Below are 25,168 nucleotides of genomic sequence, written 5' to 3'. Positions count from 1 at the left end.
TTCATGTCCGCCTCCCCGCCGCCCTTCCCGCAGCCTCAGGAGAACGCCGGCTCGCCCGAGTTGCTGCAACTCGGCACCGGGTCCGACACGGACGAGCCCTGCCTGCGCGCCGACGCCGCGCGCAACCGCGCCCGGCTCCTGGAGGCCGCCGAACGCTTGGTCGCCGAGCACGGCGCGGCCGCCCTCACCATGGAGGCGGTGGCCACCGCGGCCTGCGTGGGCAAGGGCACGGTCTTCCGCCGCTTCGGCGACCGCACCGGGCTGCTCGCGGCGATGCTCGACCACTCCGAGCGCAAGTTCCAGGCCGCGCTCCTGACCGGTCCGCCGCCCCTGGGCCCCGGCGCACCGCCCGTCGAGCGGCTGCGCGCCTTCGGCTGCGCGCTGCTGAGCCGCTCCGTCGACCAGCTCGACCTGCTCCTGGCCGGGGAACCCAGCGCCGAACGCCGCCACACCTTCGCCCCGCGCCGTTTCCTGCGCCAGCACGTGGCGCTGCTGCTGCGGGAGGCCGTGCCGGACGCCGACGGCGAACTCCTCTCGCACACCCTGATGGCCTACCTCGACGCGGCCCTGATCCACCACCTCACCCAGCAGTGCGGGCTGCCCGCCGAACGGGTGCGGGCGGGCTGGATCGACCTCGTGGCACGGGTGACCCGTACCGACCCCCCGGACGCCGGCGGTGAGTTCCCCGCGACCGCCGAGACGGCCTGAGCGTTCCGCCGGCGTCGCCCCGCCCGCCGTCCCGCGCCCGGCTTCTGCCAGGATGCCGTACGTCATGGTGCAGATACCGAATCAGCCCGCCCACGAGCCCTCCGCACCGCGCTCGGCCCCCACGAGCGCCGATGTGGCCCGCCTGGCCGGCGTCTCGCGCGCGACCGTCTCCTACGTCCTCAACAACGCCGACGCCGTACGGATCAGCGAACCCACCCGCCGCCGCGTCCGCGAGGCCGCCCGGGAACTGGGATACGTCCCGCACGCCGCGGCCCGCTCACTGCGCGCCGGGCACAGCCGCATGGTCCTGATGCCGGCGCCGTCCTTCCCGGCGGGCCCGCTCTACAGCCGCTTCGTCGCCGAACTCCAGTGGGCCCTGGGCCGCCTCGAGTACACCGTCGTGCAGTACGGCACCGCCGGCGCGCACGGCGACGAGGCCGCCCGCGCCTGGGCCGAACTGCGCCCGGTCGCCGTCCTCGCCCCCGCCTCCGACCTCGGACCACGGGGTGTGGAGATCCTCAAACGCTCCGGCGCCCGGGCGGTCCTCACCCTCGGCCCCGAGCCGGTCGACGGAGCGCACGCCCTGCTCACGGACCAGGAGGGCGTCGGTCGCGGCGCGACCCGCCACCTGTACGACCGCGGACGCCGCACCATCGGCGTCGTCGTCCCCGCGGAACGCGGCCTGGACGTCTTCTCGGCACCGCGCCTCGCGGGCGCCCGCCAGGCGGTCGCCGGCACCGACGCCACCGTCACCGAGCTGCCCCTCGCCTACGCCGAAGGGGACGCCGCCCGCCTCGCGGCGCGCTGGCGTCCCCTGGGACTCGACGCGGTGTTCGCGTACAACGACGAGTACGCGATGCTGCTGATGCGGGCCCTCCAGGACGAGGGCCTCGAGGTCCCCGGCGACACGGCCGTCATCGGCGCCGACGACCTCATGCTGGGCCGGCTGCTGCGGCCCCGGCTCAGCACCGTCCACCTCGAGCTGCCCGCGGGCCGCGACCTGGCCGCACTCGTCGACCGGGCCGTGCACGACCCCGGTGCCGCACCCGAGCGCCACAAGGTGCTGGGCGCGACGGTGGTGCACCGGGAGTCGAGCTGACCGGGGGCCGAACCGCCCGCTACTGGCCTTCCGGGCCGTTCTGGTTCTGCCCGGCCTGGGCCTGCTGCTCGGCGACCGCCTTGCGGACCTCGTCCATGTCCAGGTTCCGGGCCTGGCCGATCACGTCGGTGAGGGCCGCCTCCGGCAGCGCGCCCGGCTGCGCGAACACGGCCACCTGGTCCCGCACGATCATCAGCGTCGGGATCGAACTGATGCCGAAGGCCTGCGCCAGCTCGGGCTGCGCCTCGGTGTCCACCTTGCCGAACACCAGGTCCGGGTTGGCCTCCGCGGCCTTCTCGTAGACCGGCCCGAACTGCTTGCACGGACCGCACCACTCCGCCCAGAAGTCGATCAGCACGAACTCGTTGTCCGTGACCGTCTGGTCGAAGTTCTCCTTGGTGAGTTCCACGGTGCTGGTCATGAGGTAATCCCTCTTCCTGGTTTCGGGGGAGTAGCCGTCGGCACAACACTGCCGACCTGGTGGGTATTCCGCGCACGTACCCATGTGGCCACGTCGCACACCACCCACCAGACTGACCCCATGACGCAATCGGATTCCCTCACGTACGACGTCGTCGTGATCGGCGCGGGCCCCGTCGGGGAGAACGTCGCCGACCGCACCCGCGCGGCCGGGCTGTCCACCGCGATCGTGGAGAGCGAACTGGTCGGCGGCGAATGCTCCTACTGGGCGTGCATGCCCAGCAAGGCCCTGCTGCGCCCGGTCATCGCCCGCGCGGACGCCCGCCGGCTGCCCGGCCTCGCCGGGGCGGTCCAGGAACCCCTCGACGCCGCGGCCGTCCTCGCCCGCCGCGACGAGTTCACCTCGCACTGGAAGGACGACGGCCAGGTCCAGTGGGTGGAGGGCATCGGCGCCGACCTGTACCGCGGCCAGGGACGGCTCGCCGGACCGCGCACGGTGGAGGTGGCCGGCCCCGACGGCACCCGCCGGACCCTGACCGCCCGGCACGCGGTCGCCGTCTGCACGGGCAGCGCCGCCGCCCTGCCCCCGCTGCCCGGACTCGCCGAGGTACGGCCCTGGACCAGCCGCGAGGCCACCAGCGCCGAGAGCGCACCCGGCCGGCTCCTCGTCGTCGGCGGCGGAGTCGTCGCCGTCGAGATGGCCACCGCCTGGCAGGCCCTCGGCTCCCGGGTGACGATGCTGGTACGCGGCGACGGCGGCCTGCTGGCCCGCATGGAGCCGTTCGCCGGGGAACTGGTCGCCGAGGCGCTCACCGACGCCGGTGTGGACGTCCGCACCGGCGTCTCCGTCGAGTCCGTCACCCGCGAGAACGGCACCGTCGTCGCCGTCACCGACACCGGCGACCGCCTGGAGGCCGACGAGATCCTCTTCGCCACCGGCCGCTCTCCCCGCACCGGCGACATCGGCCTGGAGACCGTCGGCCTCGAGCCGGGCTCCTGGCTTCCCGTCGACGACAGCCTCCGGGTGGAGGGCCACGACTGGCTCTACGCCGTCGGCGACGTCAACCACCGCGCCCTCCTCACCCACCAGGGCAAGTACCAGGCCCGCATCGCGGGTGCCGCCATCGCCGCCCGCGCCCCCGGGGTGCCGATCCTGGAGTCCGACCCCTGGGGCGCGCACGCCGCGACCGCCGACCACGACGCCGTGCCCCAGGTGGTGTTCACCGACCCCGAGGTCGCGTCCGTCGGCCCGACCCTGGCCGAGGCCGAGCAGGCGGGACACCGCGTCCGCGCCGTCGACGTCCCCATCGCGGTGGCGGGCTCGAGCCTGTACGGCGACGGCTACAAGGGCCGTGCCCGCATGGTGGTCGACCTGGAGGACGAGATCGTGCGCGGCGTCACCTTCGTCGGCCCCGGCGTCGGCGAGATGATCCACTCGGCCACCGTCGCCGTCGCCGGCCGGGTGCCGGTCAGTCGCCTGTGGCACGCGGTCCCGTCGTACCCGACGATCAGCGAGGTGTGGCTGAGGCTCCTGGAGACGTACCGGGACAACTGACGGGGCCGGTCCGTGTGGACGTGGGCACGTGAGCCCGGCCGGACCGCCGGGCTCACGGCAGCTCGAACCCCAACGCCGACGCCGCCCGCTCCGGCGTCGGCTGGGACCACAGGTCCGCCATCGCCGCGTTGGAGGACAGCGAGCGCAACTCGGCCCGGTCGAGATACAGAATTCCGCCGAGGTGGTCCGTCTCGTGCTGCACGATCCGGGCCGGCCAGCCCGTGAACACCTCGTCCACGGTCCGCCCGTGCTCGTCCAGCGCCAGCAGCCGCACCTCCGCGTGGCGCGCCACCACCGCCTGCCACCCCGGCACACTGAGGCAGCCCTCGAAGAACGCGGCGCGCCCGGCGCCGACGGGTTCGTACGACGGATTGACCAGCACCCGGAACGGCTGCGGCACCCGCCCACGCGCCACCCGCACCTCGTCCGGCACCGGCGCCGGATCCTCGATCACCGCGATCCCGAGCCCCACGCCCACCTGCGGCGCGGCCAGCCCGACACCCGGCGCCGCGTGCATCGTCAGGCGCAGCGCCTCGACGAACCGGGCGAGCAGCGCCGGCTCCAACTGCCCGTCGAACGGCTCGGCCGGCCGCCGCAGCACCGGATCGCCGGCCGCGACGATCGGCAACGGGCCGCCGACGGCGAGCAGTTCCTCGACCCGCTCGGCAAGCGGGGCACCTTCATGCGGAGTTCCCATCGCGCCAGGATGCCACGGAGCGACGCGCCGCCCGTCAGGGCTCAGCGGCGCCGCCCGTCCCGGCTCAGCGTCCGGCGAAGTCGCCCGCGAGGGCGGAGGCGATCCGCAGCTGGGCGTCCGCCTCCTCCTGCCGCCCCTGCCGTTCCAGGGTGCGGCCCAGCATCAGCCGGGCGTACTGCTCGACGGGATCCCGCTCGACCAGCGTCCGCAGCTCGGCCTCCGCCCGCCGCAGCTGGGCCGAGTGATAGTAGGAACGCGCCAGGAGCAGCCGCGGTCCGGTCTGCTCGGGCACCTCCGCGACCAGCCCGTCCAGGACCCGCGCCGCGGCGGCGTAGTCCTTGGCGTCGAAGAACATCCGCGCGCGCTCCCAGCGCTCCGCCGGCGTTCCGTGGTCGTAGTACGTCGTGTCCACTCGAAACCTCCTTCGGTCTCCTGCAACCACGCCATATGGTTGAACATTCCACTACCGATGGAGCTGCCGTCGCCCGCCACGGTGACGCCACGGGGACCGCCCCACGCGGACGGCCGGTCTGGGGCTACGTTGGGCGGCATGAGCAACCTTGACCGGGACGCGGTTCCCAGCCTGTGCGGCGGCCGCGGCTTCGTGGTGACGGAGCCCGTGCGTGAACTCCTCAGCCCTCGCAACGTCAAGCTCGGCGAGTCGACCGAGGTCCGCCGACTGCTGCCCAACCTGGGCCGGCGCATGGTCGGCGCCTGGTGCTTCGTCGACCACTACGGCCCCGACGACATCGCCGACGAGCCCGGCATGCAGGTGCCGCCGCACCCGCACATGGGCCTTCAGACGGTGAGCTGGCTGCACGAGGGCGAGGTGCTGCACCGCGACTCCACCGGCAGCCTCCAGACCATCCGCCCGCGCCAGCTGGGCCTGATGACCTCCGGCCGCGCGATCAGCCACTCGGAGGAGAGCCCGCGTGCGCACGCCCGCCTGCTGCACGGCGCACAGCTGTGGGTGGCCCTCCCGGACACCCACCGCCACACCGACCCGCACTTCGAGTTCCACGCCGAGCTGCCCCGCGTCACGGCCCCGGGCCTGACGGCCACCGTCCTCATGGGCACCCTCGACACGGCCACCTCGCCCGGCACGACGTACACCCCCCTCGTCGGCGCCGATCTGACCCTCACCGGCGGCACGGACGTACGCCTGCCGCTGGAACGGGACTTCGAATACGCCGTACTGGCCATGAGCGGCGAGGCCCACGTCGACGGCGTGCCGCTGGTGCCGGGCTCGATGCTCTACCTCGGCTGCGGCCGCGACGAACTCCCCCTGCGGGCCGACTCGGACGCGGGCCTGATGCTCCTGGGCGGCGAGCCGTTCGAGGAGGAACTGATCATGTTCTGGAACTGGATCGGACGCTCCCAGGAGGAGATCGTGCAGGCCCGCCGGGACTGGATGGAAGGGACACGGTTCGGTGAGGTCAAGGGGTATGACGGCGTCCCGCTGCCTGCCCCTGCGCTGCCGACGGTGCCACTGAAGCCGCGCGGAAGGGAACGCTGACCTGCGGGAATGGCCGATGAGCTGATGCCGGCCAGTCGGCTGGCCGTCCTCCGTCGTCCCTCATGGGTACCTTGCGGGCGAGGGGCGGCAGGGCGTGCTGTTAGCTCGATGCGCTGCGCCATGCCTGTCGAGGGTGTGGCCATCTGTGGGTGGCTGTGGCAGGACACTTGCTAACCCTTTGCTCACTCTACTGACGCGTCATCATGTTCCGATGGCATTTGTGGCTGACCTCTGGGCGCGGTGGCGTCGTCAGCGTGGCCGGATGACCACCGGGTGGATAGCGAGCCTGTGGGTGACCGGCACACGCTCTGCCGCACGGACTCGCTGCTTGGCCCATCGTATTGTGGGGGTTCTACAAGCGGCGTCAATGGCTGTGATGGTGAGGCTTATGGTGCTGCCTTCCTGGAGGAGAGCCGTATCGGAGCGCTCGTAGCAGGCTTCTCGGCGGCTGGTCGTACCGCGTATGTGAGCCTCTGAGAGAGATCCCCGTGAATCACGGCCCTGTCGTGGCATGGGGAGCCGGGTCCAGGATGGAGCGGATCCGACGCAGGCCTTCGTGATTGACGGAGAACCAGGCCCAAGTACCGCGCCGTTCGCGGTCCAGGAGCCCTGCCTCAGTCATGATCTTCAGGTGGTGACTGACTGTGGACTGGCGCAGCCCCAGGCTGTCCGCCAGATCGCACACGCAGGCCTCGCCATCGGGGGCCCGTTCCAGGAGTCGGAACAATTGCAGGCGGGTGGGGTCGGCGATGGATCTCAGTATCGTGGACAGTTGTTCGGCTTCTGATCGCTCCAAGGGCTGGCAGTTCAGCCCGGGCCCGCACGAGCCACCTTCGAGGAACCCGTCATCCGACATCTGCAGATCTATGACAGTCACCCGTCAACCATAGACGCAGTGTGATCACCTTGACACGATCGAATATGGCCGGACTGCGAGTTCACCTCATGTTGGGCAGCTGCTAATGCTGGCCTCTCCGTTTCGGTCCTTGGTGGCTATGGCTTTGTGGCAGCCGTAGTTGGTGCCGTGTACCAGGCGATGAGCGCAGCGGCGGCCGAGGTCAACGCGAGAACGGCGAACAGGTGGGGGTAGCCGCCGAGAGGGGCGGCCAGGGCGGTGCCGGCGAACGGAGCGAGTGCGGAGGCGGTCGTCGTGGGGGCGGCGAGGATGCCGGAGAGGCGGCCGTAGCGATTGGCGCCCCATCGGTCTGTGATGGCGGTGGCCTGCAGCAGGGTCAGGTTGCCGCGGACGGTGCCGGCGATGACGGCCAGCGTCGCAAGCACCCCGTAGGGGCCGGGAATGAGCGCGAAGGCCGCGGTGGTCAGTCCTCCCATGCCGATCAGCACTGCTGCGCGTAGAGCGGGGGAGCTGCGGCGGGCCAGTGAGGCGTAGAGGGTGCGGCCGAGGGTTTGGCCGGTTCCGCCCAGCCCCAGGGCCCAGGCGGCTTCGGCAGCGGTGTAGCCGCGGTCGAGCAGCAGGGGGACGAGGGTGATGACGACGGCGTACGTTGCGAACGCCGACAGGGTCAGAGCCGTTGCCAGAAGAAGGAAGGGACGGCTACGCGTGATGACGACTGTAGATGCGGTCTCACCTGTTGTGCTCGGGGATGGGGCGGGGGGCCATGGGCCGCGCAGGGCATAGGCGTGGAGGGGCACCGTCACTGTGGCCAGGACGAGAGCCAGAAGCAGGTAGGTGTGCCGCCAACTGAAGTGGTTGGCCAACTGGGCGGTGAGTGGTGCGAAGACGGTCGATGCCAGGCCGCCGGCAAGAGTGACGATCGTCAGCGCCCGTACGTGGTTGGGGGCCCACCAGCGGGTAAGCGCCGCGAACGCGGGTTGGTAGAAGGTGGAGGCCATGGTGAGACCGGCCAGTAGCCATCCGGCGGTGAACAGGGTCAGGTTGGGGGCGCTGGCGATGATGACCAAGCTGACTGTGCCGACCACCGATCCGACGGTCATGACGGTGCGAGGTCCTCGGGCATCGAGGATGCGGCCGATGCCGATGCCCGCAACAGCCGACATCAGCAGGGCAGCGGAGAACGCGGCCGTGGTTGCAGTGACGCTCCAGCCGGTGGCCATGGTGATCTGTGGGTTGAGGACCGGAAAGGCGTAGTAGACGATGCCCCAGCTGGTGATCTGGGTCAGGCACAGGGCGGGGAGAGCCGCCCCCGGCCGCGCCGGCCGGTCGAGGGCGGTGGTCGCGGGGGAGGCGGGGGAGCGGTAGCTCATGCGCCGGTCAGCAACAACTGGTTGTGGTGGCCTGCGGTCCCGGTTGGACGGCGTGGGTGGGTGCGCAACACGTGCTGCCGGGTTGCTTGGCCAGGGTGTCCGCGTCCGCCTTCACGACGTACACCTCCCACGCCTCCTGACCGGGGCCGTGCACCCACACCTTGTCCTGCAGGGCGTAGCAGCAGGCGGTGTCGTTCTCTTCGCGAGTGCTCAGCCCTGCCTGACTCAGCCGGGCGGTGGCTGCCGCAACGTCCTCGGTGGATGCCACCTCGACACCGAGGTGGTCCAGGCGGGTGGCCGCGCCCTCTTCTCCCTCGATCAGAACGAGCTTGAGCGGCGGCTCGGTGACGGCGAAGTTCGCATAGCCATCACGGAGCTTGGCCGGCTCGGTGTCGAAGAGCTTGCTGTAGAAGGCGATGGCTGACTGCAAGTCGGGAACTCGCAGGGCGAGTTGTATCCGCGACATGGGACATTCCTCCTGCCGGTTCAATGGTGCGCGCTCCCGCGGCCACAACGGCTACGGGTGGGGATCAGGCGTTGCAGCTGCTGCCGGGTGTCGTGGCCGGTCGGGGGGAGATGGTGGACAACTGGACCAGCTGCGGAGCGGACGGAGCGCAGCAGCCTTCCGTTTCAGGCTCGGCGGCGCCGTCCGTGTCGAAGAGTCCGGAGCCTCCGCACACGCCGGTTTCCGGCAGGACCAGTTCGACGCGGTCGGCAGCTTCGGTTTCGCCGGCCAGGGCGGCCGCGACGGATCGGACCTGCTCGTAGCCGGTCATTGCCAGGAACGTGGGAGCTCGTCCGTAGCTCTTCATGCCGACCAGGTAGACACCGGAGTCCGGGTGGGACAGTTCCCGATGGCCGTGCGGGTAGACGGTTCCGCACGAGTGCTGGTTGGGGTCGATCAGCGGAGCGAGCTCGACCGGTGCCTGCAGGCGCTCGTCCAGGCGCAGGCGGACCTCGGAGAGGAAGGACAGGTCGGGGCGGAAACCGGTCAGGACAATGACCTCGTCCACTGCCTGGAGCCGCCGACCGTCCTCCGCGACGAGGATCAGTCGGCCCTCAGCATCGCGTTCTACGGCCTCGGTGCGAAAGCCGGTGACTGCCTCGGCGTGGCCCTCATCGACGGCGGCCTTGGCAGCCAGACCGAGGGCACCGCGTGCGGGCAGCTGGTCTGCTTCGCCGCCGCCGTAGGTGGAGCCCGAGAGGCCGCGGCGCAGTACCCATACCGCCTTTGTCGTCGCGCTGTTCTGCGATCGCGCGAGTTCGGCCAGTGAGGCGAGTGCGGTGAATGCCGAGGCGCCCGAGCCGATGACCGCGGTGCGCTTCCCCGCGTAGCGTGCGCGCACCGCCGGGTCGGTGAGGTCAGGGACGCGGTAGGTGACACGGTCGGAGGCCATGTGCTCGCCGAGGGCGGGCAGACCGCTGCTGCCGGCGGGGGAGGGCAGGGACCAAGTGCCGGAGGCATCGATCACCGCAGAGGCGGTGATCCTTTCTTCCCGGCCGTCAGTGTGCCTCACCTGGACGACGTACGGCTGTGCGTCGCGATCGGCGTCCACGACGCGGTCACGGCCGGCCTTCGAGACGCCGGTGACTCGGGCTCCGTAGCGAATCTGGTCGCCGAGGGTGTCGGCGAGCGGCTGCAGGTAGTGCTTCACCCAGTCGCCGCCGCTGGGGTAGGTGCTGCTGTCGGGCCTGCTCCACCCGGTGGGGGTGAGGAGCGTTTCGGCGGCGGGGTCCACGACCTCGCCCCAGGTGGAGAACAGGCGGACGTGTGCCCACTCGCTGACGGCGCTGCCGGCGGTGGGGCCTGCTTCCAGCACGAGCGGGCGCAGACCCCGTTCCAGCAGATGAGCTGCGGCAGCCAGCCCAATGGGTCCGGCGCCGATGACGACTACGGGCGGGGTGAGGACGGCGGGCGCAGTCACGATGACTCCTCGGCTTCGATGTTTGTCGATGCCGCCAGGATGCATCCGGAATCGACATCCGTCAACATAGAAGTTCATCTATCCTGCGCCCGATCGGGCGCAGAGGGGTTCCGCTTACTGCTTGGCAAATGATTAGATGCCTGTCAACATAGAGGCATGTCGAATCTGGCTCTGGACTCCACCAACGTGAACGCCACCGCGTCCTGGTGCTGCCAGCCGCTGGGCAAGGAAGAGCTGTCCGCTGCGGACTCGGAAAAGATCGCCGTGATGTTCAAGGCGCTGTCCGATCCCGTCCGGCTGCGGCTGTTCTCGAAGATCGCTGCTCGGCCGGGCGGCGAGGCCTGTGTCTGTGACATTCAGGATGTCGGAGTCTCTCAGCCCACGGTCAGCCACCACCTGCGCAAGCTGAGAGAGGCCGGACTTCTCGAGTCGGAGCGCCGTGCCAGCTGGGTGTACTACCGAGTTGCGCCCGGCGTTTTGTCGGCCATGGCGGGACTGCTGTCGCAGACCACCTGAACCGGTCGGCTCTGCCCGTCCGCAGGTGTGCGCTCGGACGGTGTGCTGCGGTCCCCTGGGTGCCAGGACATGCCCACCGGTAACGGATCCCAGAAGGGACGCTGGGAGGGAGATGTCATGTGTCAGACAGGGGCGGGCTCTGCTTGTGACGGGACGTGTCTGGAGCTGAGTACGGCCGACATGGTCTGGTGGTCCAAAGTCTTCAAGGCCCTGGGAGATCCCGTTCGTCTGCAGCTGTTGATGAAGCTCGCGGAGCAGTCCGGGGGTGAAGCCCCTGTGCATGAGTTGGCGGACGTCGGGGTGTCCCCGGCCACCGTCAGCCATCACCTGAAACGACTGCGCTGTATCGGCCTGATCGAGAGCAGACGTGACGGTCGGCTCGTCTACTACAAGCTGGGTGCGGGTGTGCGCGCTGCGCTGATGCAGATCCTGCATCAGCGCAGCCAGGTCGGCGCGTAAGTATCCCGTCGTCGGGATTGGGCCCCGCCTCCGAGCGGTGCGGTGCGGTGCAACGACGCGAGGTGAGGGGCGATCGAGACACTGTGGGCGTTGGCAGACTTCCGTCCACCTACTGGCGATCAGCCCACGGCGGCAGGTGTGGATGCCGTCACGGGTTGGTCCAGGTGGACGGTCGTATCGCACAGGCGTTCCACCTGCGCCGGGTCGTGGGAGACCAGGAGGACGGCACGGCTTCCGCGCAGCGCCGAAATGGACTGTTCGACCTTGTCCCTGCTGCGTTCGTCAAGGGCGCTGGTGGGCTCGTCGAGCAGCAGTCCGGCCGGCTCCAGGGCCAGAGCCCGGGCAAGGCAGAGTCGTTGGCGCTGACCTGCGGAAAGATTCTGCGCGGGTGAGTCGAGCCGGTCGGCGACCTCCTTCCACAGTCCGGCTTCCTCCAGCGCCTTCTCCGCTCGCTCGCGCAGGATCTCTTGGGAGGCGCGGAGAAGATGGCGGAGCCCGAACAGGGCGTTGTCGAGGACGCTGCCCCCGAAGACGACAGGCGTCTGGGGCACAAGGACGATCTTCGACCTCAGGTCGGCGTCTCCCTTGCAGGGGGCGATCGTGCGGTCCAGCACCCGCAGTTCCCCATCGCGGTTCAGTCCGTTGGGGAGCAGTTCCACCAGGGCGCGCAGAACCGTGGATTTGCCGACCCCGGACGGTCCGCACAGGCCCGTGGTCGATCCGTGCTTGAGGCTGAAGGAGACGGGGCCGACAAGGTTTTTGTCCCTGCTGCGCACGCGGAGTTCGCGCACGGTGATCACGTTGTCCATCGTTCCCCCTCGAAGCGGTTGCGCAGCACGACCGCCGCGCTGAGAAGTGCGGCTGTGATGATGACCAGCACCATGGCGCTTCCCCATGCCTGGGTGACGGCCTGTGGGTCTCCCGAGTCCTGGGAGAGCGTGAAGATGTGGGTCGGTAGTGCCTGCACCGGCGCTTCCACGATGCCGCTCGGTAGGGCGGGTGCGCCGAAGAAGACCGTCGCAGTGAAGATCAACGGGGCGGTCTCGCCGGCGGCGCGGGCCAGTCCGAGCAGCAGTCCGGTGATCGTTGCGGGCCAGGTGTACGGAACTACGACGGAGCGGACGAACTGTGCGCGCGTCAGGCCGAGGGACATGGCGCTTTCCTTGAGTTCCGGGGGGATGCTCCTGACGCGGGCGGATGTCGTCAGGGCTATCACCGGCACCACGACGGGAACGAGTACGATCGCGCCGGCCAGCCACGACCGGCCCCAGCCCATGGTGGTGGAGAGGATCACGAATCCGGCCAGGCCCAGCAGGATGGTCGGAGCCCCTCCGAGGACGACCGTGAAGGTCTGCAGCACTCGCGCGGTGCGCTCGGATGCGTGGACGCCGATCAGGATGCCCGCGCCGAATCCGAGGGGCAGGGCCAGGATGCCGGTGGTGATGATAAGGAGCACGGTGCCGACGATCTGGTCGCGGACGCCTCCTCCTGCCGCGCCCGTCGCTGATGAGAACCAGAAAGACGGATTGAACGCCGAGCTCCCTCGCGTCACCAGTAGACCGAGCATGCCGAGGAGGAGGGCACTGGGTAGGAGCAGGGCGCCCAGCCGCAGCGTCATGACCAGCCGGTCCCGCTGCAACCGCATCCGAGATGTCCCCCGGAAGCGCGGAGTGCGTTCCGCCGCGTTCTTGCGGGTGCGACTTCGTGTGCCCCAGATGGTCGCGGCGGCCACCAGCGCCAGGAGGATGAGACCGAGTGCGCACAGCGCGGCGAAGTGGGGGCCTGAGGTCCCGGCGAGGACGGGCTCCGGACCGGCGAGTTTCGTCGTCAGAGTCTGGCCGGGGTGGGACAGTGAGTCGAGGAACCCCCCGAAACTGGTGGGCAGTCGTCCGTCTGCCCGGCCGACGACCAGGAAGACGGCGATGGCTTCGCCCAGTGCTCGGGCCAGTCCGAGCAGCACAGCCGCTCGCATGCCGGACCGGGCAAGCGGCAGTACTGCTGAGCGGACCACTTCCCGGCGGGTCAGGCCGAGGGAGTACGCGGACTCGCGGACACGGTCCGGCACAGCAGCGAGTGCGTCGACGCTGACCGCCACGATCGTCGGAGTGATCATGACGGCGAGGACGATGCCGGCGGCAGCGAGACTGTCGCCGCCGGGTACGTCGGCGATCTGCGCAATGACAGGGCGGACGACCATGATGCCGATGAGGCCGTAGACGATGGACGGTACGGCTGCGAGTAGCTCCACGCACATGCGTAGGGGCCGGGACAGACGGGGCGGGAGGTACTCCGACAGTGCGACGGCTGCGGCCCAACTGATCGGCACGGCGATGACCAGCGCGAGGGCGGACACCACGGCGGTTCCGTAGATCATTGCCAGGCCGCCGTACACAGAGCTTGTCGGGCTCCATGCCTTTTCGGTCAGCACTTCAGGCCAGTTGACGTGTCCGCTGGCCAGTCCTGCGCCGAGATATCCGATCACGGTCAGGAGCAGGGCCGCCACGGCGAAGGCCCCGCCGTAGAGCCAACTCCAGATCCATTTGGAGGCGCGTGGGCGGCTGCCGACGTCGGGTGCGACGGGCGGCCGTGTCAGGGTCTTCGTGGTCATCGACTACTTCCCGATTTCCTTGAGGGTCAGGTAGTCGTGCTTGGTCATCAAGGCCTGGCCCTTGGCGGAGAGTACGTAGTCGATGAACTTCTTGGCGGTCCCCTCCGGCTTGCCGTCGGTGATCATGTACAGGGGACGGGACATGGGGTACTTGCCCGTGGCGATGTTCTCGGGGGACGCCTCTATCCCGTCCAGCGTGACCGCGGCCAGGCGGTCGCGTCCCTCGACGAAGCTGGTGGACAGCGGTGCCACGGCGCCGGGCGTGGACTCCAGCTTGTTGCGGGTCTCCAGGTTGCCGCCGACGATGGCGAAGTTGCCGGACTCGGGCGGCGGCGGGGCCTTCTCGTCCCCGTAGATGTACTTGTCGAGGACCTCTCGCGTGCCGCGCCCCGGTTCCTTGTCGTAGACGAAGACGTCGAGATCCGGGCCGCCGACTTCGGACCAGTTCTTGATCTTGCCTTCGAACAGGTCACGCACCTGGTCGGCGGTGAGGTTCTTGACGCCGGCGTCGGCGACCTGCTTGGTGACGATGATGCCGACGGCGTCGGCGCCGATCTGTGTGGAGACGAAGTCGGTGTTGGGGTTGGCGGCCTTGTCCTCTTTGGACAGGGGCTTCGAGCTCAGGGCGATGGTGATCTGCCCGGAGGCGAGCTGCGAGATGCCGCCGGCCGAACCGCCCTGGGTGGCGACGGTGATGTCGAGTCCGTCGGCCTTGAGTGCCTCGGCCGCGTCGGCGGCGACCGGAGCCACGGTGGTGGACCCGCTGACCTGCAGGGCGCCACTCTTTCCGGCTCCGCCGTCGGCGCAACCGGCCAACGACATGACCGCCAGTGCCGAAGTTGCGAGGCATGCGAGGCGGCGCTTCTTGCTGATCATTTCTGAGGCCCTTCCTTTGCGCGTGACCGTGGTACTCGGGGTGCAGGGGGACAGGGCGCGATGCGACGCCCTCAGGACGGTCACCGGTGTGACAGACGAGGAAGGACTGGGCTGGTAGGTGGACTGTCCCCGTCAGTCATGCCAATGGCAGACGGAGGGGTGTCCCGAGTGCTGGGTGGGGCGTGGACGAACGCTGAGTGCGTGCAGGCGTGCATGTCAGATCCTTCGGGGTTGGCGGTGCCCTGAAAGAGAACGCGAGGAATCTCCCGTGGGAGGGTTGCTCGCGCAGGCTGCGGGGGGGGGATCTGGTGGCGCGGCCCTCGCTATGTGGTGGTGGTCAGCCAGACGGTGTCGGATGCGGCCAGGTGGAGGTGCAGGCCGTCGGCTGCTTCGCTGGTGTGCATGGAGCCGCTGAGGAAGTGCCAGGTGCAGTTGGCGTGTTCGGGCAGCAGGGCGCGGAGATTGACGCGGCTCTCGGTCGTGGACGGGTTGTGCAGGCCCAGCACCGCTCGCGAGCGGTCGGCGGGCTCGTGCAGTACTCCCTCGATGCCGTCGGCCTCCAGCTCGCGGACGAGAGCGTCCTGATCGAAGGCGGCCGCGATGTGGGGCTGCGTCAGGCAGTCGGACAGGGCGGGAGTTCGATGCCACAGGGCGTGGTCGGGTGTGGGGGTGAGTGGACTCACAGCAGGGGCCTTCCTGTCATGACGGGTCCGGGTTTGTGTCCCAGTAGGTGCAGGATGGTGGGGGCCACGTCGGCCAGCGTGGCCGTTCTGGGCAGCGTGGGTGCCGGCGTGTCGGTCCGGTTGGGGACGATCACCAGCGGGACCGGGTTCGTCGTGTGGCCGCCGTAGGGCCGTACGCTGCCGTCCGGAGCCTGCTTGGTCATGCGTTCGGCGTTGCCGTGGTCTCCCACGGCCACTACCCATCGGCCGCTGTTCCGGGCCGCTCGCAAGATCTGGTCCACGGCGGCGTCGGTCGCCTCGCAGGCCGTGACGGTGGCGGCGAGGTTGCCCGTGTGCCCGACCACGTCGATGTTGGCCAGATTGGCGATGACCAGGTCGACATCGACGCGGCCGGCCGCCTCGACCACCGCCTCCGTGACACGGTCGAGGTTCATGTGGGGACGGGCGACGTAGTCGGCCTTGCCCTCACCTGTGATCCGCAGATGCTCCTCGCCGTCGCGTACGGTCGCGTCCCGGCCGTTGATGTAGTACGTGACGTGTTCGAACTTCTCGGTCTCCGCGATGCGGACACTGCGCATCCCGGCTTCCTGGAGCTCATCGGCCAGACCGCCGGAGGCGTCCGCGCGGTTCACGAGGGCGGGTATCGCGGTGCGGGTGTCGTACTGGGCCAGGCTCACCATGCTCACCGTGCGGCCGGTGGTTGCGAGGTGCTCCTGGAGCCTGTCCGCGAACTGCTGGATACGGTCGCTCCGGAAGTTGAACCACAGCACCGCGTCCCCGTCGGTGACCCTCGCGTCACCCGCTTCCGTGAGCACGGAGGCGGGGACCCACTCGTCGCCGCGTTCGCTCGAGTGGACCGCCGAGTGGGCGCTGTCGGCCGGGGAGCCGCGCCCGTCGGCGACCAGGGCGACCGCATGCTCGGTCAGGTCGAGATCGCCGGCCTTGTCCATCGCGTAGCCGCGGCCGATGACTGTGGCGATCTGCCCAGTTCCGGCCGCAGCGGCCAACTCGTCCACCCGTGTCAGATACGCCTCGCCCGTGTGATCGGCGACATCCCGGCCGTCGGTGATCGCATGGATGAAGACGCGCTCCACCTGGTGCGTGGCTGCGGCGGCCAGCAGCTCGCTCAGGTGCTCGACGTGGGCGTGGATCTGCCCGTCCGAACACAGACCGATCAGATGCAGCGCGCCTGAGGAGCCGGCGACCTCGTTCAGCACGGCGTCCAGCCGCGGATGGCTGCGCAGGGTGCCGCTGTCGATGGCCTGCTGGACCAGGAGGCTGTCGTAGGGGAGGGGCCTTCCGGCTCCGATGACCATGTGGCCGATCTCGGAGTTGCCGACCGTACCGGGGAGCAGACCGACCGCTTCGCCGGAAGCTTCGGCCAGCGTGCTCGGGTGCTGGGCCACGAGTTCGTCCAGCACCGGGGTGCGGGCGAGGCTCAGGGCGTTGTCGTCGGCCGCGTCGGCGGAGCCCCAGCCGTCGAGCACCAGGAGGATGCCCGGGCCGGCGAGCACCGGTTCGGGTGTGCTCACTTGGTGCTCTCCAGGTCCGGGTGCAGGGTGTCGAGGGTCTGCCAGAAGGCGGGGAAGGACTTGGCGACGCATCCCGGGTCCTTGATGACCACGCCCTCGGTGCGCAGACCGCCGATGGCGAAGGTCATGGCGATGCGGTGGTCGTCGTAGGTGTCGATGACCGCGCCGTGCGGAGTGCCGCCGGTGATGTACATCGCGTCGGCGTGTTCCTCCACGTCGATGCCCATCTTGCGCAATTCGGTGGTGACGGCGGCGATGCGGTCGCACTCCTTGACGCGCAGGGACGCGATGTTGGTGATCCGGGTCGTGCCTTCGGCGTACGCGGCGACGATGGCCAGTGAGGGCACGACGTCGGGCATGGCCTCCATGTCGATGTCGATGCCGCGCAGGGGGCCTCCGGTGACCGTGATCGAGTCGTCGCCTACCTCGGTGCGACAGCCCATTCGCTCCAGGGCCTGGACGAGGTGGACGTCTCCCTGGTGGGAGCCGGCACCGATGCCCGGAATGACGACGCGTGACTGGAGGATGGCGGCGGCCGCCAGGAAGTAGGACATGCCGGAGGCGTCCGGCTCGACGGTGACTTGGCCGCCGCGGGCCTGCTGACCGGACGGGACGGTGAAGCGTCGGTAGCCGTCCCGGTCGACGCTCACGCCCATCTCCGCCAGTGCGGCGAGCGTCATCTCCAGGTAGGGCTTGGAGACCAGGTCATCGCTGATGGTGATCTCGGTGTCGGTCTGGGCGCGCAGGGCGTTGATGATGAGGCTTGAGGTGAACTGGCTGGAGACGGCTCCGCTGATGGAGGTGGCGCCGCCCTTGAAGGAGCCGCCGACGACGCGGACGGGCGGGCTGCCGTTGCCGCGGACCGCCGTGGCGTCCACGCCCAGTGCCGGCAGTGCCTTGAGCAGGTCGCCCATGGGGCGCTCCTGCATGCGGGCATTACCGGTGATGATCGTCGTGCCGTCGGCGTGGCCGGCCATGGAGATCAGGAACCGCAGCGGCGTGCCCGCGCCACCGACGAAGATGTCCTCGCTCGGGGCGCGCATCGGCTTGCCCGTGGGGGTGACGCGGATGCGGGCGGTGGCGTGGTCGATGTCGCAGGTGACGTGACCGAAGGTCTCGATGGCGCGGGAGAAGTAGACGGTGTCGTCGGACAACAGCGCGTTGTCGATGACCGTTTCCTGCCCGGACAGCGAAGCGACGGCGAGGTAACGGTTGGTGTAGCTCTTGGATCCCAGGACGCGGACTGTCTCGTCGAAACCGGTGAGGGTTCGGATCGTGAGGGCCTCGGCCTTGAGCCGTGGGTCGGGCGTTGCGGACATGCGTTGCCTCCTGCAGTGGGGACGGGTGAGGTGATGCCTGTGCTCGGTGATGCGTCAGGCTTTGACGACCCGGCAGGCGAAGCACTTGAAGGCCTGCTGGCCGGACAGGTTGTCGTAGAAGCGGTCGTCGGGCAGTGTGTTGGCCGCCTCGTAGCGGGGGTCGTCGAAGAGGTCACCCTGCTTTTGGGCCGGGCCGAAGGTGTTGGGGACGAACACGGTGTCCGCTCTGATCCCCTCCCAGAGCAGTGCGGTACCGGTAACCGATCCGCGAGGGCTCTCGACGGTCACCTCGTCGCCGTCGGCGATGCCGGAACGCCGTGCCGTGTCGGGGTGGATCTGGATGAAGCGGATGCCGTTGAGCTGCTTGCCCGTGGGCGTCCAGTGGGTCACCTCGGCGAAGTGGACGACGCTGGGTCGGCCCGTCATGCCCATCAGCGGGAAGTCACGGTGCACCGCGTCGCTTCCCGGGACACCCAGGCGTACGGGATGGGTGACTGCCTGGGGGTTGATGGGGTTCGTGACGAACTTGCGACTGTAGGACAGGGTGGGGTTCCTGCCCGTGACCTCGGGATGTGTGTAGAAGATCGGAAGGGCACCGTGCCCGGTGACCGCCAGCTTCCTCTCCAGGGCCGGTGTCGAGATCTCTACCTTGCCGCTGGGGGTGAGGAAGCGTTTGCCTCGGTTGGCCGGGTCGAGTGACTCGGCCGCCTGGTACCAGCTGGGGTGGTCCAGGTAGAGGGTGCTCACGCCGGGGTGGTCCTCGGTGGGGCACGGCCAACGCAGCGGCTCGGTGCGCTGTCGCATCCTTGCGCGGGTCATTCCGCCCACGCCGGGGGTGTGGGTGACGAAGTCGTCCCACAGTTCCCGGTAGTTCATCCACCGCTCTGGGAACGCCGCACGCCACTCGGCGGCCGGCCGACGGCTGTCGAGTTCGGCCAGCGCGTGCGCGAGCCCGACCCAGATCTCCCAGTCCGGCCGGGATTCGCCCACTCGGTCGACGGCCTGGTCCTGCCAGCGAATGGCTCGGTCGTCGCGGCGCATGTAGACGCCTTCCATCTCCAGGCCACTGCAGACCGGCAGGATGATGTCGGCGTAGTACGCGGCCTCTTCCATGAACAGGCCGGTGTAGACGTAGAAGTCGAGTTGCTCGAATGCCTTCTTGACCTTGGTGGTGTTGGCCGAGGACACCAGCGGATTGCCCTGGGTCACCACCGCGCGCAGCCGGTAGGGATCGTCCGTGAGGATGGACTCGGCGAAGTAGTCCGGGCCGACCGGCAGCGCCTCGCGCCGCTCGGGCAGGTCGGCGTCCAGGGGTGGCAGCTGCAGGTCGCCGGGCCAGGTGTTGTGCATGAAGTTGCAGCCGCCGCCGGGTTGCCCGATGTTGCCGGTCACCGCAGCAAGGAACGTGGCCACCCGGTAGGTGTCGAAGGCGCCGAGCTGGTGGGAGATTCCCGCGTTGCAGAAGATCGCTGCCGGTTTCGCCGTCGCGTATTCCACCGCCATCTTGGCGATGACATCGGCCTTGACTCCGGTTACCTTTGCCGCCCACTCGGGGGTGTACTCGTGCTTCGCGAGGTGTCGGCGCAGCTCGTCAAACCCTGCTACCCAGCGTTTGACGAACGCCTTGTCGTACAGCTTCTCCTGCACGATGTGGTGGAGCATGGCGAGCAGGAGCGCGAGGTCTGTGTGCGGCTTCGGCGCCACCCAGCGGTCGGCGGCGGCTCCGGTGGGCGTCAGGCGCGGGTCCACGACCGTCAGGGTCGCGTTGTTCTCCTTGCGGCCGCGCAGGAGGTAGTCGAAGGTGACCGGGTGTGTCTCGGCCTGGTTGGTCCCCAGGAACAGGTAATGGCGCGCTGAGCCGAGGTCGTCCTTGCCGGTCGCGCCGTCGGTTCCGTAGCCGTTGGTGAAGTTGCCGAGTCCGAAGGTCATCGCGAGGGCGTTGCCGCCGGCGTCGTTGCAGACCGGGCCGACATCCGTGTTGTTGGGGCTGCCCAGCATGGCGAACATGCGGGCCACGAGAGATCCGGTGCCTCGGGGCATCCGGCCGGTGGTGCGGTTGGCGATGGTGTGGGCCTGGCCTGCATCCCGCAGCGCCAGGAAATTCTTGGCGATGGTGTGCAGGGCCTCCTCCCAGCTCACGGCCTCGAACTTGGAGTGCGGAGAGCCCTTCGCACCGGAGACGCGGCGAAGTGGACGGGTCAGCCGCTCGGTGTTGTAGACGAGCTGCGGCATCAGCTCGGCTTTGACACACACCTGCCCTTGCTGGACCGGGTCGCTGTCCTCGCCTCGCACGGCCAGTACACGACCCGCTTTGAGATCGACGTTGAGTCGGCAGTTGGAATTGCAGAACTGACAGGCGGTGGCGACTGTCTTGTCAGGGGTCAAGGCGGCGGACTGGTCGGTGAAATCCGCGCCGGACCCTCCGCCCGTACCGGACGGCTCTCCCGGGGAGCCTGAGGCGTCGGCTGCGCGTGCGGAGACCATCGGAAGCAGGACGGGCGTTCCAAGGCCTGCACCGCCGACGACGCTCCCGCGGACGAAACCGCGCCGGGACAGACCGTGCTGATCGCGCTTCATGAAGACGTGGGGATCCTTCCGCCTGGTGTGGGGTACGAGGCGGGCATGGCGGTGCCCGGGCCGTGCGGGCGCGCCGCACGGCCTTGTCGGATACGGATGTGCCGTGGTGGTCAGGTCGTGGGCATCGGCAGAGCGTCGGTGCCGGCCTTCGCGCTTACGGCGGCCAGAAACGCCTTGAGGATCTTGTGTTCGCTTCCCGGAGCGGAGGAGAGCTCGGGCTGGAAGAGGCTGCCGAGGAAGAAGGGATGGCCGGTGATCTCCAGGGCGCGCGGTGCGCCGTCGCTGTCCCAGGCACTCAGCCTCAGTGAGCCCTGGTTGGCGGCGTTCATGAAGGTGTCGGTCAGGCCGTAGTCGCAGTGGAAGATCTCCTCGACCTCGGTCGTGCCGTAGATACCGGCCAGCCGGGAGTTCTCCATCACTGTCAAGGGAGCCTTCTCTCCGCGGAAGGAGCACTTCAGCGGCGTGACAAGAGGCATCAGCTTCTCGGGGTCCTCGTCGACGCCGGCCGCCTCGGGGAGGCGGAGCACGTTCTGGGCGTGTTCGATCAGGGCGCTGAAGAAGCCACCGCAGGTGCCCAGGAAGGGCAGCCCGTTCTCACGGGCGTGGCGCACGGCGACGTGCACGCCCTTCTGGTTGAAGTACGGGGCTCCCGGCACGACCCATATGCCGTCGAAGCCGTCGAGAACCGAGGCGTCGTGTATGTCGGTGGTCGGTATCCACTCGGTGGTCAGGTCCCACTGCTCACGCATCGCGTCGATCTTGGGGTGGGACGGCTCGTCGTGATTGCCGCGGTCTCCCACCAGGGCAAGGCGTGGCTGTGCAGAGACTGACATCGTTTTCCCCTTCAACGGTTCAGGAGGGCGAATCCGTCTCGCCAGTGACGGTTCCAGCCCAAGGGGCGCGGCAGAGCGCGTGCCGTGCGTTCTGCTGCGCGGGTGTGGTCGTGCCTGAGGTGATGTCAGGACCGTGCCGCCACGCACGGGTCCCGTGAGGAAGGAAAGCGGGGAACTACCGCCGTGTGGGCGGCTGGGCTGCGAGTTGTTGCCTACCGGATGTACGCATGTCTGCCAGCCCCCTGGTGTGCCCCGTGTGGGAGCCCTCTGCAGGCCCCCCGTGCTGCTTCTCGCTCAATTTATCGATGGCGGTCAAAGTATTCGAGGGTTTCCGGGTCGGCCTGGAAACGATCACGCCATCTCTGTCATGTGACGGGACTGCCGCTGCGTCGGCTGCCAGGGGCGGTAAGGAGGTGCTCTGACCAGCCGTCACAGTGGCACTCCGGTGCTAGCGGACCGGAGGGGGCGGCAGGAGTCCCGCTCGGCGGTGATCGGGCCTTGACCCCGAATCCTGAACACGGGTTATGCGGCTGGTGCCAGCGTAGTTGGTGTGAGTTGGAGGGCGTCCTCGAAGGCGATCGGTGATCGTTGTCCGAGGCGGGAGTGTCGGCGTCGGGTGTTGTAGCGGTTCAGCCATCGGAAGGCGTCGAGTCGGGCTTCGCGCGCGTCGGGCCAGCTCTTTCGTCCTTGCAGGGTCTCGCGTTTGAAGGTCGCGTTGAACGACTCGGCAAGCGCGTTGTCCGCACTGGAGCCGACCGCGCTCATGCTTCGCCGCACCCCTGCTGACCTGCATGCTTCGGCGAATGCCCTGCTGGTGTACTGGGCTCCGTGGTCGGTGTGCATGATCGATCCGGCGAGGCTGCCGCGAGTGCGGATCGCCGCGGCCAGGGCGTCGGTGACGAGACCGGTGCGCATGTGGTCGGCGATCGCCCAGCCGGCCAGGCGCCGTGAGGCGAGGTCGATGACGGTCGCCAGGTAGCAGAACTTCCCGCCGTCGATGGGCAGGTAGGTGATGTCACCGACGTACTTCGCGTTCGGCCTCTGGGCGGTGAAATCGCGGCCGATCAGGTCCGGCGCCTTGGCGGCGGCCGGGTCGGGGACGGTGGTGCGGTGCCGGCGGCGCAACCGGATCCCTTCGATCCCGGACGCCCGCATGATTCGGGCGACGCGCTTGTGGTTGACCGCCTCGCCGTTCTCCTCACGGAGCTCGGCTGTGATCCTCGGGGCCCCGTAGGTGCCGTCCGACTCCCGGTGCACGGCCTGTATCCGGGCGGCCAGCTTCGCGTCGGCCGCCTGCCGGGCCGCCCGGTCCGCAACCGTCCGGCGCCAGTAGTAGAAGCTCGAGCGGCTGACGCCGAGGATGCTGCAGAGCCGCTTCACGCCGTAACGGCGCTGGAGGTCGGCGACACACTGGAAGCGGTTCACCAGCGTGTCTCCCCGGCGAAATACTTCGCCGCTTTGCGCAGGATCTCGCGCTCCTCCTCCAGCTCGCGGACCTTCTTGCGCAGGGCCGCGTTCTCCGCTTCCAGCGGGGCCGGCGGCTGGGCCGGTTCATGCGTCCGGCGTCCCCGAGGACGACTCGCGCCGGCCGCCCGAACCCAGTTCCGAAGCGTCTCCGGGTTGATCCCCAGATCGGCTGCGACCGACCTGATCGTCGCTTCCGGCCGCGACTCGTACAGCGCGACCGCGTCCGCCTTGAACTCCGGCGGGTAGTTCTTCATCACCACGAGATGTCCGTTCTCAGATCCTCAGGATCCAGTGTCTCGTGTGTTCAACATCAGGGGTCAAGGCCCATCCGTCACCGTGAGTGCTTCTGTGCACGCCAGTGCGGTGAACGGAACCTGCCCTGCCGGGTCGTGGGAGGCCGCGCGAGTTGGCCGGATCCGGCGCACAAACCAGGCCGTTATTAACAGTGATGACTGTTGATAGCGATAGATGCTGTTTAGTTTGGGCTTGGCTGATGGCCGGCCTGCTCGTCATACCCCCGTGCGGCGGCCGGCCACAGCCGCTCCCCGGGACTCCAACCTGTTGCGTTTGAGGAGAAGCAAGTGACCAGCTCCGCCGGCCATCCGCGCCGATGGCAGATCCTGAACATCCTGTGCCTGAGTCTCGTGTTGATCGGCCTGGACACCCTGATCCTGAACCTGGCGCTGCCCAGCATCCAGAAGGACCTGGACGCCACGAGCAGCCAACTGCAGTGGATGGTGGACTCCTACGCCCTGGCGTTCGGCGGACTGCTGCTCATGGCCGGCGGCTTGTCGGACCGGTTCGGCCGCAAGCGACTTCTCTCCGTCGGTCTCGGCGCTTTCGCCCTGACCAGCCTGGGCGCTGCGTTCGCCTCCAACGCCGAGATGCTGATCACTTTCCGGGCCCTCATGGGCATCTCGGCAGCGCTGATGATGCCCGCCACCCTTGCCATCATCAAGGACGTCTTCCCGCGCGAGGAGCAGGGCAAGGCGATCGGCATCTGGTCGGGCGCCGCCGCGGTCGGCGTGCCGCTCGGCCCGCTCGTCAGTGGTCTGCTGCTCGAACACTTCTGGTGGGGATCGATGTTCCTCATCAACGTCCCCCTCGCGGCCATCGCCCTGATCGGCGGAGCCAAGCTCATCCCCGAGTCCAAGGCCGAAGGGCACCCCGGGCTGGACCTCGTCGGCGCCCTTCTCTCGGTGGCGGGGCTGGTGGCCATCGTCTACGGCCTGGTCGAAGCCCCGCACAACGGCTGGGGCGACATCATCACCCTCGGCTCCCTGTTCGTCGGCGTGGTGCTGATGGTCGCCTTCGTTCTGTGGGAGCGGAAGACGGCCCATCCGATGCTCGACGTCAGCCTGTTCCTGAACGCTCGCTACGGCGGGGGAGCTCTGGCCATCGCCTGCACCTCCTTCGGCCTCTACAGCGGCCTGTACCTGCTCACCCAGTACCTGCAGTCGGTGCTCGAACTCGATCCCCTGGGCGCGGGTCTGCGTATGCTCGCCATCGGCACGATGATGGTTGGGGCGCCGTTGTCCGCGAAGCTGGTACAGCGCACGGGGCTGAAGACGACGGTGGTGGTCGGCCTGCTGCTGTGTGCTGCGGGACTCGGTGTTCTGGCCGGGCTCAGCGTCGACGACGAGGCGCAGGCACTGATCGGCCTGGCTGTATTCGGCCTGGGTATGGGTATCGCGCTGCCGGCCGCCGTGGATGTCATCCTGGTGGTCTCCGACGCCCGTCAGGCGGGCGCCGGGTCGGCCGTCGCCGATGTCGGCATGCAGGTGGGAGGTGCGCTCGGCATCGCGATCAGCGGCAGTGTGATTGCCACGCTGTACCGTGACGACCTGCCGCAGGCGGCTCAGCTGCCTGGTGAGGCCGGAGAGGCGGTACACGAGTCCCTGGCGGGCGCTTCCGCGGTGGCCCAGCAGCTCGGCGGCGACACGGGCCGGCGCGTGCTGGATGCGGCGCAGCAGTCCTTCGTGGGCGGGTTCACCGGCACGCTGCTGATCGCCGTGGGTGTCGCGGCGGTCGGTGCCCTGGCCGCCGCGTTCATTCTGCCCCGCGCCCGAGTTGCCGACGAGGACGGCACAGCCCAGTCCGAAGCCGCCGCCCGCAGCGACAGCGCCGACGCCGCCGCTACGTCCTGAAGACC

Annotated in this window: 23 protein-coding genes; 7 read left to right on the top strand and 16 right to left on the bottom strand. The window is 69.1% G+C overall.

What is annotated here, in order from left to right; translation table 11 throughout:
* The first annotated feature begins 3 nt into the window (after positions 1-3).
* Entirely contained in the window at positions 4-708 is a 705-nt protein-coding gene (locus tag OHA99_RS02910; RefSeq protein ID WP_405693805.1) for a TetR/AcrR family transcriptional regulator, read from the top strand.
* Positions 709-772: 64 nt separating this feature from the next.
* A complete protein-coding gene (locus tag OHA99_RS02905; protein WP_164381289.1) occupies positions 773-1,807 on the top strand; it encodes a LacI family DNA-binding transcriptional regulator in 1,035 nt (344 codons plus the stop codon).
* Between the two features lie 19 nt (positions 1,808-1,826).
* On the opposite strand, the gene trxA is transcribed toward OHA99_RS02905, so the two are convergent.
* Positions 1,827-2,228 carry a thioredoxin gene (gene trxA, locus OHA99_RS02900; RefSeq protein WP_153176681.1) on the bottom strand — a complete coding sequence of 134 codons (402 nt, stop codon included), beginning with the start codon at positions 2,226-2,228 and terminating at the stop codon, positions 1,827-1,829.
* Between the two features lie 120 nt (positions 2,229-2,348).
* Here trxA and OHA99_RS02895 point away from each other — a divergent pair, with 120 nt between their 5' ends.
* Positions 2,349-3,782 (top strand): NAD(P)/FAD-dependent oxidoreductase, encoded by a 1,434-nt coding sequence (locus OHA99_RS02895; RefSeq protein WP_153176680.1) that lies wholly within the window; start codon positions 2,349-2,351, stop codon positions 3,780-3,782.
* Between the two features lie 52 nt (positions 3,783-3,834).
* Here the strand turns inward: OHA99_RS02895 and OHA99_RS02890 are convergent, their stop codons facing one another.
* Together OHA99_RS02890 and OHA99_RS02885 are read right to left on the bottom strand one after the other, a co-directional pair.
* Positions 3,835-4,479: a peptide deformylase gene (locus OHA99_RS02890; protein WP_405693800.1), complete on the bottom strand. Its 645-nt coding sequence runs from the start codon at positions 4,477-4,479 to the stop codon at positions 3,835-3,837.
* A 64-nt stretch (positions 4,480-4,543) separates the two neighbouring features.
* Complete coding sequence (locus OHA99_RS02885) at positions 4,544-4,891, bottom strand: tetratricopeptide repeat protein (protein WP_007387319.1); 348 nt, start codon at positions 4,889-4,891, stop codon at positions 4,544-4,546.
* A 138-nt stretch (positions 4,892-5,029) separates the two neighbouring features.
* On the opposite strand from OHA99_RS02885, the gene OHA99_RS02880 reads away from it, so the two are divergent.
* Entirely contained in the window at positions 5,030-5,995 is a 966-nt protein-coding gene (locus tag OHA99_RS02880) for a pirin family protein (protein ID WP_266573473.1), read from the top strand.
* Between the two features lie 493 nt (positions 5,996-6,488).
* On the opposite strand, the gene OHA99_RS02875 is transcribed toward OHA99_RS02880, so the two are convergent.
* The 4 genes from OHA99_RS02875 to OHA99_RS02860 all read right to left on the bottom strand — a co-directional run bounded on the left by OHA99_RS02875 (position 6,489) and on the right by OHA99_RS02860 (position 10,146).
* Positions 6,489-6,851, bottom strand: a complete 363-nt coding sequence (locus tag OHA99_RS02875; RefSeq protein ID WP_153181633.1) for a helix-turn-helix transcriptional regulator — start codon at positions 6,849-6,851, stop codon at positions 6,489-6,491.
* A 137-nt stretch (positions 6,852-6,988) separates the two neighbouring features.
* Positions 6,989-8,221 carry an MFS transporter gene (locus OHA99_RS02870; RefSeq protein ID WP_405693795.1) on the bottom strand — a complete coding sequence of 411 codons (1,233 nt, stop codon included), beginning with the start codon at positions 8,219-8,221 and terminating at the stop codon, positions 6,989-6,991.
* Positions 8,222-8,228: 7 nt separating this feature from the next.
* Complete coding sequence (locus OHA99_RS02865; RefSeq protein ID WP_405693792.1) at positions 8,229-8,687, bottom strand: ArsI/CadI family heavy metal resistance metalloenzyme; 459 nt, start codon at positions 8,685-8,687, stop codon at positions 8,229-8,231.
* Positions 8,688-8,751: 64 nt separating this feature from the next.
* Positions 8,752-10,146 carry an FAD-dependent oxidoreductase gene (locus tag OHA99_RS02860; protein ID WP_153181632.1) on the bottom strand — a complete coding sequence of 465 codons (1,395 nt, stop codon included), beginning with the start codon at positions 10,144-10,146 and terminating at the stop codon, positions 8,752-8,754.
* 156 nt (positions 10,147-10,302) lie between these two features.
* Between OHA99_RS02860 and OHA99_RS02855 the strand changes: the two genes are divergently transcribed.
* Together OHA99_RS02855 and OHA99_RS02850 are read left to right on the top strand one after the other, a co-directional pair.
* Positions 10,303-10,662, top strand: a complete 360-nt coding sequence (locus OHA99_RS02855; protein ID WP_007445854.1) for a helix-turn-helix transcriptional regulator — start codon at positions 10,303-10,305, stop codon at positions 10,660-10,662.
* A gap of 117 nt (positions 10,663-10,779) precedes the next feature.
* Positions 10,780-11,121 (top strand): helix-turn-helix transcriptional regulator, encoded by a 342-nt coding sequence (locus OHA99_RS02850; RefSeq protein WP_153176572.1) that lies wholly within the window; start codon positions 10,780-10,782, stop codon positions 11,119-11,121.
* A gap of 119 nt (positions 11,122-11,240) precedes the next feature.
* Here OHA99_RS02850 and OHA99_RS02845 read toward each other — a convergent pair whose 3' ends face one another.
* From OHA99_RS02845 to OHA99_RS02805, 9 genes are all read right to left on the bottom strand, one after another.
* Complete coding sequence (locus tag OHA99_RS02845) at positions 11,241-11,930, bottom strand: ATP-binding cassette domain-containing protein (protein ID WP_405693787.1); 690 nt, start codon at positions 11,928-11,930, stop codon at positions 11,241-11,243.
* Complete coding sequence (gene pstC / locus OHA99_RS02840; protein WP_405693784.1) at positions 11,918-13,729, bottom strand: phosphate ABC transporter permease subunit PstC; 1,812 nt, start codon at positions 13,727-13,729, stop codon at positions 11,918-11,920. The genes OHA99_RS02845 and pstC overlap by 13 nt, the downstream gene beginning before the upstream one ends.
* 3 nt (positions 13,730-13,732) lie before the next feature.
* Complete coding sequence (locus OHA99_RS02835; RefSeq protein WP_153176570.1) at positions 13,733-14,605, bottom strand: phosphate ABC transporter substrate-binding protein; 873 nt, start codon at positions 14,603-14,605, stop codon at positions 13,733-13,735.
* A gap of 323 nt (positions 14,606-14,928) precedes the next feature.
* Complete coding sequence (locus OHA99_RS02830; RefSeq protein WP_153176569.1) at positions 14,929-15,288, bottom strand: hypothetical protein; 360 nt, start codon at positions 15,286-15,288, stop codon at positions 14,929-14,931.
* Positions 15,285-16,820 (bottom strand): 2,3-bisphosphoglycerate-independent phosphoglycerate mutase, encoded by a 1,536-nt coding sequence (gene gpmI, locus OHA99_RS02825; protein ID WP_405693779.1) that lies wholly within the window; start codon positions 16,818-16,820, stop codon positions 15,285-15,287. The genes OHA99_RS02830 and gpmI overlap by 4 nt, the downstream gene beginning before the upstream one ends.
* The gene (gene aroA, locus OHA99_RS02820) at positions 16,817-18,139 is read right to left on the bottom strand and encodes a 3-phosphoshikimate 1-carboxyvinyltransferase (protein ID WP_405693776.1); all 1,323 of its coding nucleotides are present in this window, start codon (positions 18,137-18,139) and stop codon (positions 16,817-16,819) included. The genes gpmI and aroA overlap by 4 nt, the downstream gene beginning before the upstream one ends.
* 54 nt (positions 18,140-18,193) lie before the next feature.
* On the bottom strand, positions 18,194-20,716 hold the full coding sequence (locus OHA99_RS02815) for a molybdopterin-dependent oxidoreductase (RefSeq protein WP_194279827.1): 2,523 nt from the start codon (positions 20,714-20,716) through the stop codon (positions 18,194-18,196).
* 110 nt (positions 20,717-20,826) lie between these two features.
* Positions 20,827-21,549 carry a CTP synthase gene (locus tag OHA99_RS02810; protein WP_153176565.1) on the bottom strand — a complete coding sequence of 241 codons (723 nt, stop codon included), beginning with the start codon at positions 21,547-21,549 and terminating at the stop codon, positions 20,827-20,829.
* A 522-nt stretch (positions 21,550-22,071) separates the two neighbouring features.
* Positions 22,072-23,276 (bottom strand): IS3 family transposase gene (locus OHA99_RS02805; protein WP_405693772.1). Its coding sequence is split into 2 segments (ribosomal slippage): positions 22,072-22,985 and positions 22,985-23,276, totalling 1,206 coding nucleotides; the frame shifts between segments, so codons are not numbered across the junction.
* Positions 23,277-23,597: 321 nt separating this feature from the next.
* On the opposite strand from OHA99_RS02805, the gene OHA99_RS02800 reads away from it, so the two are divergent.
* Positions 23,598-25,163, top strand: coding sequence for an MFS transporter (locus tag OHA99_RS02800; protein WP_366471505.1), 1,566 nt, complete (start codon positions 23,598-23,600; stop codon positions 25,161-25,163).
* Positions 25,164-25,168: the final 5 nt, after the last annotated feature.

The sequence above is a fragment of the Streptomyces coelicoflavus genome (assembly GCF_045041415.1).
Lineage (GTDB): Bacteria > Actinomycetota > Actinomycetes > Streptomycetales > Streptomycetaceae > Streptomyces > Streptomyces coelicoflavus.
Note: the sequence above shows the minus strand (reverse complement) of the source record. Positions and strands in the feature narration are given on the sequence as shown.

Excerpts from the sequence above, each read along its gene's own strand:
- OHA99_RS02910 (WP_405693805.1), top strand. The coding sequence starts at position 4 with ATGTCCGCCTCCCCGCCGCCCTTCCCGCAGCCTCAGGAGAACGCCGGC.
- OHA99_RS02905 (WP_164381289.1), top strand. The coding sequence starts at position 773 with ATGGTGCAGATACCGAATCAGCCCGCCCACGAGCCCTCCGCACCGCGC.
- trxA (WP_153176681.1), bottom strand. The coding sequence starts at position 2,228 with ATGACCAGCACCGTGGAACTCACCAAGGAGAACTTCGACCAGACGGTC.
- OHA99_RS02895 (WP_153176680.1), top strand. The coding sequence starts at position 2,349 with ATGACGCAATCGGATTCCCTCACGTACGACGTCGTCGTGATCGGCGCG.
- OHA99_RS02890 (WP_405693800.1), bottom strand. The coding sequence starts at position 4,479 with ATGGGAACTCCGCATGAAGGTGCCCCGCTTGCCGAGCGGGTCGAGGAA.
- OHA99_RS02880 (WP_266573473.1), top strand. The coding sequence starts at position 5,030 with ATGAGCAACCTTGACCGGGACGCGGTTCCCAGCCTGTGCGGCGGCCGC.
- OHA99_RS02875 (WP_153181633.1), bottom strand. The coding sequence starts at position 6,851 with ATGTCGGATGACGGGTTCCTCGAAGGTGGCTCGTGCGGGCCCGGGCTG.
- OHA99_RS02870 (WP_405693795.1), bottom strand. The coding sequence starts at position 8,221 with ATGAGCTACCGCTCCCCCGCCTCCCCCGCGACCACCGCCCTCGACCGG.
- OHA99_RS02865 (WP_405693792.1), bottom strand. The coding sequence starts at position 8,687 with ATGTCGCGGATACAACTCGCCCTGCGAGTTCCCGACTTGCAGTCAGCC.
- OHA99_RS02855 (WP_007445854.1), top strand. The coding sequence starts at position 10,303 with ATGTCGAATCTGGCTCTGGACTCCACCAACGTGAACGCCACCGCGTCC.
- OHA99_RS02850 (WP_153176572.1), top strand. The coding sequence starts at position 10,780 with ATGTGTCAGACAGGGGCGGGCTCTGCTTGTGACGGGACGTGTCTGGAG.
- OHA99_RS02845 (WP_405693787.1), bottom strand. The coding sequence starts at position 11,930 with ATGGACAACGTGATCACCGTGCGCGAACTCCGCGTGCGCAGCAGGGAC.
- pstC (WP_405693784.1), bottom strand. The coding sequence starts at position 13,729 with ATGACCACGAAGACCCTGACACGGCCGCCCGTCGCACCCGACGTCGGC.
- OHA99_RS02835 (WP_153176570.1), bottom strand. The coding sequence starts at position 14,605 with ATGATCAGCAAGAAGCGCCGCCTCGCATGCCTCGCAACTTCGGCACTG.
- aroA (WP_405693776.1), bottom strand. The coding sequence starts at position 18,139 with ATGTCCGCAACGCCCGACCCACGGCTCAAGGCCGAGGCCCTCACGATC.
- OHA99_RS02815 (WP_194279827.1), bottom strand. The coding sequence starts at position 20,716 with ATGAAGCGCGATCAGCACGGTCTGTCCCGGCGCGGTTTCGTCCGCGGG.
- OHA99_RS02810 (WP_153176565.1), bottom strand. The coding sequence starts at position 21,549 with ATGTCAGTCTCTGCACAGCCACGCCTTGCCCTGGTGGGAGACCGCGGC.